The sequence below is a fragment of the Acidobacteriota bacterium genome (assembly GCA_040754075.1).
Taxonomy (GTDB): Bacteria; Acidobacteriota; Blastocatellia; order UBA7656; family UBA7656; genus JBFMDH01.
In genome coordinates, this window is record JBFMDH010000056.1 from 1 (window position 1) to 14,613 (window position 14,613).

The following is a 14,613-nucleotide window of genomic DNA, read 5'->3' on the forward strand; positions in this document are numbered from 1 at the left end:
GGGAAGAAAAACAGATAAAAATAGATTGGCAATTTTCCATAGAGTCTGCAAGAAGCAAATTGAACAGGCATTATGAGAAGGTCAATGCAGACAATCAGAAATATAACAAAACTTAAAAAACGGTGTATTAAAGTTTAATATCTATTTATCAGATTTGAAGTCCGCTTATGCGGAACTTGTCAAGCTCAACCCGCAGCCTCTCGCTGCGTAACATCAGTTATTTATAAGGAACCTGTTGCGTAATAAGGAAAAAACCGATGCTTGTTTACGAGCTTAAAAACGCGCCAGAAGGTCTGTAAAGAGCAACGGAAGCCATTTTAAGAAATTTTTGTAGAAGGCTCTTAAAACTTATTACGCAACAGATTTAAGGAAGGTGAAGTGTGGGGTGTCCTCTTTGTGGCAACGAGAAGTCTCGTCCATCCTGGGTTGGGAAAGTTTTATATCGAAATCAGGAATTTCCATTTGTTGAATGTATACACTGCAAATCCTCTTATTGTAATCCAATGCCTGATGAAGTAACTCTTTATCACATGTACAGCCCTGAATATATAAATAATTTTTACTCCGCACACACACAACTACCTACCGAAGATCAACAAAAAATTCTACATTGGCTAGAAACCCAAAAGCCCGGAACCTTCGTTGATTATGGGTGCGGGAAAGGCGCCTTACTCGCAGAGGTGGATAAAAGGGAATGGCAGGCTATAGGTGTTGAATTTGACGAGCAAGTTGCAAAAGAGACCTCTGAGAGAATCCACCTGCCAGTATTTCCACTATCGTCCACAGCACAATTGCAAGGAGTTGCAGATGTACTCCATATTGGAGACGTAATCGAACACCTAACTCGAATTGAGGATGATATCCCAAGAATATTGAAGATGATTAAACCTGGTGGCTATCTGGTTGCTCAGGGACCACTTGAAGGAAATGCCAATCTCTATTTTCATGTGATTAAACTGACCAGGACAATCAAGAAATCGACGTTTATAGAAATGCCACCTTATCACGTTTTACTCGCCACCCTTAAAGGGCAGAGATTATTATTTCAAAGATTTGGTCTTACAGAAATAAACCTTTCCCTCAGTGAAATTGATTGGCCCGCACCAGGCACCGTTTCCCTCAGTACGTTTAAAGATTTGCGTGCGATGGCACTTTTTCTTTTGCGGCAAGGGTCTAAACTATTTTCTTCATTAATGCCAAAAAATTCGGGTAATCGTTATTTTTATATCGGGCAATGGAACGGGTAATCACGATTACTTTCCTCCTCGAATAAGTTTTATGTTAAAGCTCATTAAAAGACTCCGTGCTTTTGGGGCGGTAGCGCCGGAGCCATTTTTGGTTACTTCACGAACTCAAAAAAGAATCGCGTCATTAGTGACGAGCATTGATGAAAAGGGCATCGCTTTGAATGTTGGTGCCGGAGCGACTCGCATCAGCACCAACATTATCAATGTTGATATTTATGATTCAGGCGAAACCGATGTATTAGCCTCTGCGCTTGCCCTTCCATTTGCAGATAACTTCGTAGATTTGGTGATTCTCCAGGGCGTATTGGAACACGTTGAAGATGCTCAGCAGACGATAACCGAATGTTACCGTGTTTTGAAGCCCGGCGGGCTTTTTTACACAGAGATGCCTTTCCTGCAACCTTATCACGAATGCCCGATTGATATGATGCGACGCACCCGTCCAGGGCTTGCGCACCTTTGCCTGCCATTGAAAGAGGTTGAGACCGGCATTCATATTGGACCTGCCTCAACGATCACCTGGATTTTAAGAGAGACCTTGGCAGGAGCAATATCCAGGGGAAAATACAATGTTCACAGATATGCCTCGACCTTAATTGGATGGTGCGTCTTTCCAATCAAATACGCAGATTACTTTCTCGAAAAAATTCCGTCGCTGCATACTGTAGCCAGTTCCTGTTATTACCTGGGGCGTAAAGGTTAATTTCAAGTACCCCTCAAGATTCGATAGGATAAATTGATGTCTGAGCACACTTTCGTGAAAGATTTGGTTTCTATTATCATTCCAACCTATAACCGCCGAAATTGGATTGGTGAATGTTTAAACGCTGTCAAAGCGCAAACCTATCCGTATCTTGAAACCATCATCGTGGATGATGGCTCAAGCGATGGAACGGTTGAATGGTTGCGCGCCGAGCCGCGCTATCAATTTGCAAAAATTCATGAACAGAAAAACAGTGGCGCGTCCGCGGCGCGTAACACTGGTGTGAAATTGTCTACTGGGGAATTCATCACCTACATAGACAGCGATGATGTTTTAGAGCCACATCATATACAAACTGCCGTTGAAACCTTTCGCAAATATCCCAAACTCGGTCTGTTCTGCTGTGACGCCTTGATGATAGATGCAGAAAGTCGAATTATGAACGAAGGGCGCACCTGGCACGAAATGAACAGCGTGGTGAAAAATTACCCTGTCAAGAGCGGGCTGAGATGTCTGGAGGATATTTTTCTGTTTTCAAATTGTTTTCCGGGATTTACGCTGCGCCGTGAAGTGTTCGATAAAGTCGGTTATCTCGATCAATCCATCTTTCCATTAGATGATTATGATTTTGCCTTGCGTGTGGCTGGCAGCGGATATGAAGTCTATTACTGCCATCAGGCGCTTGCCCGTTATCGCAATCATGGCGGCAACAGTTCTGGCGCAGCCAATGGTATCAAGGTCGCTGAAGAGAAGTTGAGATGTTTGCAGATTGCCTTAACGCGCAACCCGGAGTTGAAAAATCTTGGTGAAGCGGCAAAACACCGGATAGCCGAAGTGCAAACCGAACTGGCAGTCAGTTGCTTTTATGCAGGCAAGATGACTGCTGCAGGACGCGCAGTGGTGCAGGCGATTTCTAACGATATTCACCAATTAACCCAGGTTGCCAAACTTGGGAAAAACTGGCTGGCAAAGCGGGTATCTGCATTATCTTAAATATTGCATATGCGAATTTGTTATCTAGCTGACGGAAGATATATCCATTCTTACAGATGGCTGCGTTTTTTTCATGAACAAGGGCACGAAATGCATTTCATTTCATTCAGCCCTTTGGAACCACAGCATATTCGCGCGATTCAAGAAGCGGGTGGGATTTATCAAGGCGAATTGGGGCGCTTCCATATCAAGCGATTCTGGATAACCATTCAAAATTGGCGTTGGTTACGACAATTTTTACGCCGTGAAAAAATAGATATTTTACATACACATTTTCTCAGTTTTCATGCCTGGTATGCAGCCTTAAGCAATTTTCATCCGTTTTTTCTGACGGTGATGGGCGGAGATGTTTGCGGCGCTGACTGGGAACCAGAAGGTCGCCTTGCCAGGTTTTTCAGCCCGTTGGCTCTGCAAAAAGCCGATTTCATTACCTGCTGGTCGCATAATCTTGTACACGTCGTCCGGCAGTTCTGTTTGCCGGAAACGCCCGTCGAGGTCGTGCATGGCGGGGTTGATCTCAATAAATTTTATTGCGGGAATAAACCGCAATATTTATTAGAGCGTTTACAAATTCCTCCGAATGCAAAAATCGTTTTCAGCCCGCGATTGATGCGCCCCCTCTACAACATCGATTTCATTGCCTCGGCAATTCAGTCAGTTTGTAAGGAAAACCCGCAGGTCTATTTTTTATTTGCGGTGGTGGCGACTGCAAAAGATGAGCAGTATGAAAAGAGAGTTCGTGAGATTGTGAAAAACAGCGGCGCGGAAGATCGAGTGCGGTTTGTAGAAACCATCCCCCATGAAGAGATGCCGGACTATTACAGATTGGCAGATATTACGATTTCGGTTCCTGTAACAGATGGCACACCCATGTCCGTCCTTGAATCAATGGCATCCGGTACTCCAGTAATTGTGAGCGATATTCCCGATTATGACAGCCGTTATATAGAGAACGGGAAAACCGTATTAGCAGTTAAAATCGGAAACGTCGCGGCTTTACACACGGCTTTACTTGAACTCTTAGCTCATTCTGAGTTTGCAAAGTCATTGGTATCATCCGCATATGAAACAATAAAAACCGATGGGAGTTTTCAATCTCAAATGGCAAGGATGGAAGAGTATTATAATTCCTATCACGGAAATCAGGCGGTTTCTTTGTCAGTTCGATGAGAAATTCTCACGGAACTTCCATTAAAAATCTTCTCAGAAAGAGGAGATACACTCAGCCCTTCAACTATCTGGCGACCTCTTTAATTAAATCCATGTGTAAATTACTAAATTTACCTGCCGGTTGGGTGGATGTTGCATTTACCCAGAGTTGGGCTTGTCCGTTCACAACTTCCCAATAATCGGGCTATGCGACTTTGGTCAAGAGGAGAAGGGATTACTAATCAGGTATTTTGGAAGGAATGGTATGGGTATGAACCGGAGGTTTCATCGGTTTTTTATGAGATTGCGAAAACGTCTTCGGTTATCATAGATGTCAGAGCACATAAAGGCTACGAATTGTGAGAAACGAAACCAAGATTTTGAAAGTCATTCATGTGATTGAATCGCTGGGTTCCGGCGGCGCGGAGCGGTTGCTTTATACGAACTTAAAAAATCTTGATCCTGAAAAATTTCAAAATACTGTCATTATGGTCTATCCTCGCGGAACTCACTGGCTTGAACCCATTCAGCAACTCGGCGTAACTACCTATTGCCTCGATTGTAATTCTTACCGGAATTTACCTGCAGGCATCAAACGATTGCAAGCGTTGCTGCGTCAGGAAAAGCCCGATCTCATACACACACACTTGTGGGCAGCTAATGTCATCGGCCGTCTAGCCGCAAGACGTCTGGGAATTCCGGTGATCAGCTCGATTCACAACCCCGATTATGACGCGGAAGCCTGGGACACGGGTTCGACGGTTAGTCGTTTCAAGAGAGGCTTTTTTCGCGCCATAGACAGCTGGACGGCGCGTAGGGCTTGCAATCGTATGATTGCCGTGAGTGAGTATGTCAAAGCGCGCGCCAACCTGCATTTGTCATTTCCAACTGAACGCATAGACCTGCTTTATAACCCCATAGATATTGCGAAATTTCAAGCCCCGCCAACTCGCAAACGTGAAGATTTATTAAACGAATGTGGCATTCCTAAAGAGAGTATATTGCTGCTGAACATCAGCCGCATTTCCCGGCAAAAAGGTTTGCTTTATGCGATTCGCGCCCTGCCGAAAATTAGAGAGCAATTTCCCACTGCCCATTTGGTTTCAATAGGCGCTCAAAACGACAGCGGCTATCTTGGTTTGATCAAACAGGAAAGTATCGCTTGGGGAGTATCAGATGCTGTTCATTTACTAGGTGTGCGTAGCGATGTAAGCGATTGGCTGCACTATTGCGACCTGTTTGTCTTTCCCTCACTGTACGAAGGATTGGGTATTGCTTTGATTGAAGCGATGGCGGTCGGTTGTGTTTGCGTGGCAAGCCAGATGCCTCCTATCCCCGAAATCATCGAGCATCAGGTTGATGGCTGGCTGGTGCCGCCCAAAGATGCTCAGGCAATTGCCGATGCGGTTTGTCTGTTGTTGTCTGACCCTGTGCGCAGACAGACACTAAAAGAAGCGGCGGTTAAATCGGTCAGTCATCGGTTTCATCCGGTGCCTGCGGCTGAAACCCTCGCCCGGATTTATGAACAGGTCATAAACCAAACTCAGGCGAAAAACGATGACCCGAGAGTTGAAGCAGTCGCGATGAATCATCAAAAGTAAATGAGTTTAATCTGCATTAGACAATGTCAACCAATGTGGCAATCAATGAAACCGAACAACCCGCAGTAATGAAAGAGCAAAGGCTTTTTCATTACTGGGGCAAATTAACCGAGCGTCATCCGACAATCGCTGCCTTTGGGCGCGTTCTGAGCGCATCCATCACCGCGAAAATTTTTACTGTCGCCAGGGGATTGATCATTGCGAAATTGGTTGCCCCCGAAGTCTTTGGGATTTCGGGAACCATAGCCATTATTCTTGCCTATGCGCAATATGCCGATTTGGGAACCTCAAACGCCGCATCCCGCGAAATAACCGAAGCCTTAGGGAAAGGCGAACCTCAAGATGCGAAGCGCGCGGCAAGCTGGTTGAGCGGGTTGAAATTAATCAGTATTGCGGCGGTCACTTTAGTCGTACTGGCAATCTCTCGCTTACCTCATTTAGAGCCTTCGATGCGGCTCAGCCTGACGGTTTTTCCTGCCATCGCCTTTCCTTCAATCATCTTGAACATCGTTTTAACCCAGTGGTACGCGCAGTCACGCACCAAAGAATTCAGTCGGGCGACGACGATTGCTGCCGCTACGGATTTTGCTTTAGGCGTAACGCTCACCTGGATATGGGGATTAACTGGGCTGCTCACCGCCTCTGCGCTTGCGCCTGCTGCTACTTTTGTGTGGAGTTTAACCAACGGCAACATCACGTTTCCCGCGCTTCCTCCCATCAAAGTGATAAAACGCTACCTGATTATCGGGCTACCGTTTATTGCATTGGCGCTGATAGATCATAATTTGATTTATATTGACCAGTTGATTGTCTTGCGTTATTTCAGCGTGCGGGAAGTCGGGCTTTACAACATCGCATTGATGGCGACGGAAGTGGTGCGAATGATCAGCATTGCCACCGGCGTTGTCGTCGGTCCACGTTTAATCCGCGAATACGCGCAATCCGGCGGAAATATCGAGTCAATAAGAGAGATAACTTTCAAGCCCATCAGATTGCATGCGCTCATCGTTCCATTTGCCATTGCTGGACTTTGGATAATCGGAGGATTTTTGATTACACGCTTTTATCCCAAGTATATTGAAAGTCTCCGTCCTATGCATATACTCCTACTCGCTTTTTACTTTCTAGTGGTAAATGCAGGAGTGACAACCTTTCTGTTTGCTATCAATAAACATTATCGCAATCTATACATCATCACCCCTTCTTTGATTTTTAATGTGATAATAGACTTGGTTTTAATTCGCTTGGGATATGGCATTCTTAGCATCGCTTTGGGATCTTTGCTTACATACATTCTGTATTCAATGACTCATATTGGTTACGTGATTAGCCATTTTCGGATGGCATTGAAAGAAAAGGTTGGTTTTTATGGGGAGTGGCTTTTCCCTATAATTTATCTCTCAATGGTTTTATTCATAGTTGAAAAATTTTTCACGTATCGCTCATCCGCACAAGGGGCTATCATAGCGTTTCTTGTTAGCTATTTTCTTTTGATTCCTTTAGCAATTAGAGGGGGATTAATATCGGGAAAAAGGAAAGGGCTTTATGATGAATCAAGCAAAGACTAATACGTACCTAAGTACGGCTGTTCCTAAGCATCGGAAAATAACTTGGCGTCATCACTTTATGAATCCTTGGCACGATATATTCCTTCGGTATGATGCTATCGAATCACTCTTGAAAAAAGCAGAAGTGGAAGGCGAAATTCTTGAGGTAGGCAGTGGCAACTGGGGATTGGCAGCATGGTCTGGGAAGAGTGTTGTTGGGGTTGATATGAATTTCAATGAATCACGAGTTCCAAATTTAGTTGCGGTAAAAGCAGATGTGACATTGTTACCTTTTGCAGATGCATCTTTCGAGACTGTAATTTCTTCCGATATGCTGGAGCACCTCAGTCCAGAAGAGCGACCACAAGGAGTGAAAGAAATCATGCGCGTCGCAAGTAAATTTGTGGTAATAGCGGTGCCCGTTGGCAAAGACGCTGAACGACAAGATCGAGAAATTGCAGAGTATCAAAAAAATCAAGGAATGCCGGTTGACACAATGCTCGTAGAACATCTCGAAAATGGATTACCAAATCGAGGTGATGTTTTGGCAATGATACATACCGTGGATAAAACCGCTGAAATTAAAGTTATCCGAAATTTTAATCTCCAAATACGTCGCATTTCGACAAAATATGTTTCATCAAGAGGCTTACCGCAAGGTTTACTCGATTATTTGATAACTTGGGCAATTCGTATTATGCGACCATTCTTACATATCGGTAGTTGTTATCGAGACATTTATTTTGTTAAACGGACAATAATGGAGTAAAGAATTAGTAAAGACAGAACGCCCATTTATTAGTTGACAGGCTCATTAATACCGTAGCCGGCACCAGAAAGTAATTCGTTTCCTTAAATCCTTTAGGATTTCTCACTTGGAGCACAAAATGGAATTGCCAACCGTTGATATTGTGACGCTCAGTTATAGCGACGCAAAACATTTTCCAAAATATATTCAAGCACTTAGTGGTTTAGCCTATCCTTCGGATAAGCTTAAATTAATTATCGTGGATAATGGCTCAACGGATGGTGCTGTGCCCCTTCTCAAAGAACTATTACCCACCTTGCCATTTGCAGCAGAGTTAATTGAAAGCGGCGCAAACCTTGGGTTTGCGGGTGGTTGTAATCGGGGGGCTTTTCATGGGAACGGCGATTATATTTTATTCTTAAATCCGGATACTCAGGTTGATAGCGATATGGTGAGGATATTGGCGGAGCGTGCCTTGAGCGAACCGCGAGCCGGATTAGTCGAAGCTGCGCAATACCCCCATGAACTTTCCAAATGGTTTGATCCGATGACCCATTACACCGATTGGTGCTCAGGCGGTTCTGTTCTTGCCAAACGCGAGATTTTCACCTCAATTGGCGGATTCGATACGTTCTTTCATCCAATTTATTGTGAAGATGTCGACCTCAGTTGGCGAATGTGGCTTGCGGGATGGCGATGCGTTTATGAACCGCGCGCGCGGGTAAGGCACGATTCAGTTCTGCCTGATGGGCAACAAAAGCCTATTGAGTTGAGCCATTCCATCAAGTTTAGTTTTGCTATGCATTTTAAATATGATTCTTGGCAGGGACTGGCTGCGCATCTCATACGCGGATTGAGGTATTTGATTTCACCGCGCACCAATGAACTGACTCGGCGTGCCGTCGCCGACGGATTGATAATGGTCGCGCGCAAATTGCCTTATTTGATGGAGCACCGCCGCAAATCGCAACGGGCGCTGAAAAACTCACAGGAGCGCGAACGGTTTGTCTTCACCGAATGGTATTACGGACGCTGGCGAACAAACTGAAACTCGCTACCTTCTTTCTCTTTTCATTAACATCTCTTTAGTAATTTTAGTGTCTTATTCCATGTGAAATATTATGTGTGGTATTTGTGGAATTTGGGGAAAAGACGATCCGCATACAGTTCGCGCCATGGTAGATGCCATGTATCATCGCGGGCCGGATGACTTTGGCATCTACCATGACTCAGCCATCACGCTGGGGATGACCCGTTTAGCCATAATCGATACCGGTGCGAGCGGACATCAACCGATGAGCAATCACGACGAAACGGTTTGGATGGTTTATAACGGTGAAGTTTATAACTTCCAAAGCGAACGCGCGATATTGGAAGCGAAAGGTTATTCATTTCGTTCGCGTTCCGATACCGAGGTCGTGCTGCGGATGTATGAACATTATGGTGATGATTTTCTGTTACGGCTTCGCGGAATGTTTGCGCTGGCAATTTATGACAAGCGTCGCGGGCGCGGACTTGAACGCTTGCTGCTTGCCAGGGATCATTTCGGTATCAAACCACTGCTTGTTGCGCGCGCAGGCAATCAAGTCGTTTTTGCTTCGGAGATAAAAACGTTATTAGCCAGCGGTCTCGTACCGCCCGAAATTGATCCTGTGGCGCTCAGATTGCTGCTCACCTACGGTTCGGTTTACCAACCCCACACCATCTTGAAAGGCGTGAAAATGCTTTTGCCTGCTCATCGCATGATTATTGCGCGGGGCAGAGAGCGCATTGAACGCTACTGGTCATTGGATGCCAGTCGCAGACCCGAATTCCAGACCGCCTCTTACGATGAGTTAGTTAATGAGATGACTGAGGTGTTACAGGAATCAGTTCGATTACAGATGGTTAGTGATGTGCCGTTAGGTGCTTTTTTAAGCGGCGGTGTCGATTCATCATTGCTGGTTGCCATGATGGCGCGCGAGGTCAGGCACAAAATCAAGACGTTTTCAGTTGGCTTTGAGAGCGAAGGAAGTTCATTTGACGAAAGCGATGAAGCAGAGAAGACGGCGCGATTTATTGGCACCGAGCACACCCGCGTTCTGGTTCGTGGCTCTGAAGTGCGGGATCGAATCGAACATCTGGCATTTGGACTTGACCAACCATCGGTTGATGGAGCCAATACCTATTTTGTGTCAATGGCGGCACGCCAAGCCGTGACGGTAGCCATTTCGGGCAACGGTGGAGATGAACTGTTTGCCGGTTACCCCTGGTTTATCTTTATGGTTGCCGACCAACTCCGACGTCAGGCAAAGCCCTTCAATTCAATTGCCAGATCGGGCATCTCGGCAATCGCCGGCAATCACCTGTTTAACTCTTCGCTGGCGCTTCCGTTCGGTCAAACTATTTTGCGAGCCAGAAACCTTTCGGGGTTTGTTACGAGATATGGCAATACCTATCAAATATTCGGAGCCGCAGGCGCAGCGAAATTATTAGCGCCCGATTTGCGGAGAACGGCGCAGGCAGGACGCCCGTTGTATGACGATTTAATAGCGATTGATGAAGTGCCTGACGGTTCGACGATTCAGCGGGTGACAGGACTTTGTTTGCGCGGTTATAACAGCAATCAACTGTTGCGCGACAGCGATGCGGTTTCAATGATTCACTCGCTGGAAGTGCGCGTGCCTTTCCTTGACCCGGTGGTTGCCGATGCCGCACTTTCTTTGCCGGATGAGGCAAAATTGGCGAAATCCGAAAATCTTCCTCAAACCTATACTTACAGAGACAGCGGCGCAAAACGTATTTTGTTAGATATTGGCAAGCGCTTTCTACCGGAAAATTTTGACCTGCAACCCAAACGAGGTTTCGCCATGCCCTTTGAGCATTGGTTGAAAGCGCCGTTGCGCGAGGTTTTGTTTGATGCGCTCTCTGATGCTCAGGTGCGAAAACGCGGATTATTGAACCCGCAAGCCGTGCAGGAGGTGAAGAACGCGGTTCAACAAGAAAAATTTTTCTGGGCGCAGCCGTGGCTGTTGATGATGCTTGAACTATGGTGTTGCCAGGTGCTCGATAAGGTTCAACCGGTTCGTGTGGATTCTCCTGCCTATCTCTCTAATGGTCGGGCAACTGTCGGATAAAGACATGAGTGAAAAATTTGCAGCGAGCATTATCGTGCCGACCAAAAATCGAGCGGATTTATTGAAGCGATTTTTGCCTGCCTTTGCCGAACAGGAGACCGAAGTTCCTTATGAAGTGATTATTGTCAATAACCATTCTACCGACGCGACCGCAGCGGTTGTTCTTGAAGCGACGAAGCGCTGGTCGCATATTAGAACGATTGAAGAACAACGATCCGGCGGCGCGCGTTGCCGCCATGCCGGAGCTTTGGCAGCTAGGTCTCCGATACTGATTTTTGTTGATGACGATATGCTCGTTGAACCGCAACTGGTCGCCGAACACTTGAAAGTGCATGAGACGCATCCTGATAGTTGCGTATTGGGAAATATCATTTCTGCCGTGGGGACACACCCCTTTGATCGGATGATGGCATACATTTATGACGGGCCAAAATCCACGCTGGCTAACCGTAAACCAACGGCTTTCGATTTCTGGTCAGGCAATTTATCAATGGCGCGAGACCTCTACTTTCGTTTGGGCGGATATAGTGAAGAGCTTGCAGAACTCCGATGTGGCGAAGATATGGAATTTGGTCTGCGTTTAACCGCAGCGGGAATGGAAATGCACTTTGCGCCAAAGGCAATCGCCCATCATCACTTTACAGAAAGATTCAAAGCGCGGTTGAATCGTTCTTACAGAATAGGTATCGCATATGCCTATTTGAGAGCACGACATCCTGAGTTGCAAATTAATCGATTTGAGCCAGTCAAAAGCCGATTGGGTGGACAGGCTCTGGAGATGGTTTGCCTTGCCGCCGCGCGTTTGATGGAACCATTCGACAACGGCAAGGGGGTTCCTATTAAACCGCTTGCCTTGGTCTATGATTTAGGCTTGCAGACGGCGACAAAAAGAGGCATCGCTGATTATGGTGCCCGGCGCGGAAAATTAGTTTCGGGATTTATCCGGCTCCAATCGCCATAATCTTTTCATACACTGAAGAGCGTTTGCTGATGAAACCAATATTATTAAATCTGATTCGCGCATATCATAGCAGAATCCTGCTTTTGCTGTTGCTAACTGTGGGTCTCGAAATTCTGATATTGATTGCCTTCAATGGCTTGGGCATAAATTCCGCGCCGACTAAAGACGAAGCTTCATATAGCCTTCTGGCTGAAAACCTTTTAGATCATCATAGATTTTCCTGGGTTAACGAACCACCTTATGAACCAATCATTAATGTGACACCCGGTTATCCGCTTTTTCTCGCATTGATCTATTTGCTCGGTTGGCGTGCTCAGGTGCCGGTTTTGATTGTTCAATTTGTATTATTAGCAACCACTGGCTGGTTACTGTATCTTTTAGCCGCTCGTTTTGTGAATCGTCGCGCGGCTGTAATTGCGGCGTTACTCTGTGTTACCTATCCGCCGCTGGTGTTCATCGCAACCTACAGGTTGACTGAGATATTTGCGACTTTTCTGGCTGTCGGTTTGATTCTGCTTTTAGAACTCAGCTTGGCTCATCCGAAAAGACAATTGCAAATCGCGCTGCTGATTGGGGGGACAGCCGGCATCCTGATTTTAGTGCGACCTTCCTTTGGCTTGGTTGCAATTTTTCCATTAATTGTTTATTTGCTTCACAAAAAAATTGTCCCGTGGCAACGGCGAATCGCGATGATAGCGCTTCTAACGCTGGGTATATCAATGTGCGTAGGGCCTTGGTTACTCAGGAATTTTCTCGTATCAAACAGAGTAGTTTTAAGTTCGATTGCGGGTTGGAGTTTCTTAATCTCAGCGCAACAGTATGCGCAGGAGAGAAATTTTCAACTGACCGGTGAAGACTGGGCGGAAATCATTTCAGAAAACGACGCCCGCCGGCATCAGGTAGAGAGTGAATTGCACCCGGCATCGATCATTCAGGAAGAGATAGCCATGAATGAGAGGTATTCAACCGAGGCAATTGATAAATTACAACAGGTGGGCACCCTCCGAATGATTGCAGGGTTGCCCTCGCGCCTACTGGCGATATGGGGTGTGGGTGATTCGCTTATACGACGCTTTCACAAAATTGCTTATGTCAATTATGCAGGTTTGATTTTGCTGTTAATTCCGGGCATCTTTTTTTGCAGAAAGCATATCTTCAAGCACTGGGCGTTGTGGATTATTCCTCTTTATCTGACAGTTATTCATCTCGTTTTTCATGTTGAAACGCGATATTCATTTCCGGGCAGACCTTTTCTTCTGATTTATGCTGGTGTGACGTTAGATTACGCTTTTAATCGGCTTGAAAGTATGCGGACCAATCCGTTTCGGGAATCAAGCGATTCTCTAAAGCAATGGTCGTCAAATTAAATTGGTTTTACTAGCGCAAGTATCCTCGGATTGCTGACTCCGGGCTATTTTACCAAATGATGGAGCAAACCACAGCGAAGTTGGGTTCGCACAATGGCTTGTTAATCGTGACCCCGATTTTTAATGATTGGGAAGCGTTTGAACTGCTGCTTGATGCTTTGGATGCATCGCTTCAGGCAGATAACTTAGAGGTAGATATTCTGGCTATTGATGACGGTTCATCAAGACCTTTTTGCGGGTTGAAGCAGATAAATCGTTTCAAGGCGATAAGGCATCTGGAGATACTGGAACTGGCGCGTAATCTCGGTCATCAGCGGGCAATTGCAGTGGGATTGGCTTATGTGGAGGCGAATAAACCGTGCGAGGCAGTTATCGTCATGGACTCGGATGGTGAAGATGACCCTAAAGAGGTGCCGAGACTTGTTCAGGCATACAAACGGCAAGCGGAGAGTAAAGTCATTTTTGCTTTAAGAACGCGGCGCTCCGAGAGTCGAACCTTCAGAATCTTCTATGTGTTGTATAAAGGAATTTATTATCTTCTGTCAGGTTCAAAAGTAAGAGTAGGCAATTTCAGTATCATTCCTTGCGCAATGCTGAAACGGTTAGTTGTGGTTTCCGAAATTTGGAACCATTATGCCGCAGGCATCTTAAAAGCCAAAATACCCTATGCTGAAATCCCTACTGCCAGAGGTCGTCGTTTGGCAGGGCGTTCACGAATGAATTTTGTCTCTTTGGTTATGCATGGACTTGGCGCGATTTCAGTTCACGGGGACATTATCGGGGTTAGAGCATTGCTTGCTACCTTGGGGTTGATCACGATTAGTATCGTGGCGATTGCCATTGTCATCATCATCAGAACCGCGACTACCTATGCAATTCCCGGATGGGCATCCACGCTGGTCACATCCTTTTTTATCATTCTGATGCAGGCTGTAATGATTGTCCTGCTGTTTGCCTTTATGATTTTGAACGGTAGAAGCAATCTGGGTTTTTTGCCTAGACGGGATTACTCCCACTTTGTAATCGGACTGAAAAAGATATTCCCGAAACCATGAATACACCGTTTTCTAAGTTTTTACGTCTTTTAGTCATTTAGTTTTATCATGAAAAAAGAACATATAAAACTAAGCGAAAAAGATGAGAGTTATTTGACAGCCCTGATCAGCAAAGGTCAACAAAAG

At 45.7% G+C, this 14,613-nt stretch carries 12 protein-coding genes; all 12 read left to right on the forward strand.

From position 1 onward, the window contains the following. Positions 1-503: 503 nt before the first annotated feature. The 12 genes from AB1757_30675 to AB1757_30730 all read left to right on the forward strand — a co-directional run bounded on the left by AB1757_30675 (position 504) and on the right by AB1757_30730 (position 14,487). Complete coding sequence (locus AB1757_30675; protein ID MEW6131433.1) at positions 504-1,247, forward strand: methyltransferase domain-containing protein; 744 nt, start codon at positions 504-506, stop codon at positions 1,245-1,247. A gap of 88 nt (positions 1,248-1,335) precedes the next feature. After that, complete coding sequence (locus AB1757_30680) at positions 1,336-1,950, forward strand: class I SAM-dependent methyltransferase (GenBank protein ID MEW6131434.1); 615 nt, start codon at positions 1,336-1,338, stop codon at positions 1,948-1,950. A gap of 36 nt (positions 1,951-1,986) precedes the next feature. Continuing rightward, complete coding sequence (locus tag AB1757_30685; protein MEW6131435.1) at positions 1,987-2,943, forward strand: glycosyltransferase; 957 nt, start codon at positions 1,987-1,989, stop codon at positions 2,941-2,943. A gap of 9 nt (positions 2,944-2,952) precedes the next feature. Next, entirely contained in the window at positions 2,953-4,113 is a 1,161-nt protein-coding gene (locus AB1757_30690; protein MEW6131436.1) for a glycosyltransferase family 4 protein, read from the forward strand. A gap of 338 nt (positions 4,114-4,451) precedes the next feature. Next, positions 4,452-5,693 carry a glycosyltransferase family 4 protein gene (locus tag AB1757_30695; protein ID MEW6131437.1) on the forward strand — a complete coding sequence of 414 codons (1,242 nt, stop codon included), beginning with the start codon at positions 4,452-4,454 and terminating at the stop codon, positions 5,691-5,693. A 23-nt stretch (positions 5,694-5,716) separates the two neighbouring features. Then, positions 5,717-7,261, forward strand: coding sequence for a hypothetical protein (locus tag AB1757_30700; GenBank protein ID MEW6131438.1), 1,545 nt, complete (start codon positions 5,717-5,719; stop codon positions 7,259-7,261). Next, positions 7,239-8,009: a class I SAM-dependent methyltransferase gene (locus AB1757_30705; protein ID MEW6131439.1), complete on the forward strand. Its 771-nt coding sequence runs from the start codon at positions 7,239-7,241 to the stop codon at positions 8,007-8,009. Before AB1757_30700 ends, AB1757_30705 begins: the two co-directional genes overlap by 23 nt. A 118-nt stretch (positions 8,010-8,127) precedes the next feature. Continuing rightward, the gene (locus AB1757_30710) at positions 8,128-9,036 is read left to right on the forward strand and encodes a glycosyltransferase family 2 protein (protein MEW6131440.1); all 909 of its coding nucleotides are present in this window, start codon (positions 8,128-8,130) and stop codon (positions 9,034-9,036) included. Between the two features lie 73 nt (positions 9,037-9,109). After that, positions 9,110-11,104: an asparagine synthase (glutamine-hydrolyzing) gene (gene asnB, locus AB1757_30715; GenBank protein MEW6131441.1), complete on the forward strand. Its 1,995-nt coding sequence runs from the start codon at positions 9,110-9,112 to the stop codon at positions 11,102-11,104. Between the two features lie 4 nt (positions 11,105-11,108). Continuing rightward, positions 11,109-12,065: a glycosyltransferase family 2 protein gene (locus tag AB1757_30720; protein MEW6131442.1), complete on the forward strand. Its 957-nt coding sequence runs from the start codon at positions 11,109-11,111 to the stop codon at positions 12,063-12,065. A gap of 29 nt (positions 12,066-12,094) precedes the next feature. Beyond that, positions 12,095-13,432, forward strand: a complete 1,338-nt coding sequence (locus AB1757_30725; protein MEW6131443.1) for a glycosyltransferase family 39 protein — start codon at positions 12,095-12,097, stop codon at positions 13,430-13,432. Between the two features lie 56 nt (positions 13,433-13,488). Further along, entirely contained in the window at positions 13,489-14,487 is a 999-nt protein-coding gene (locus AB1757_30730; GenBank protein ID MEW6131444.1) for a glycosyltransferase, read from the forward strand. The last annotated feature ends 126 nt before the right edge of the window (positions 14,488-14,613 follow it).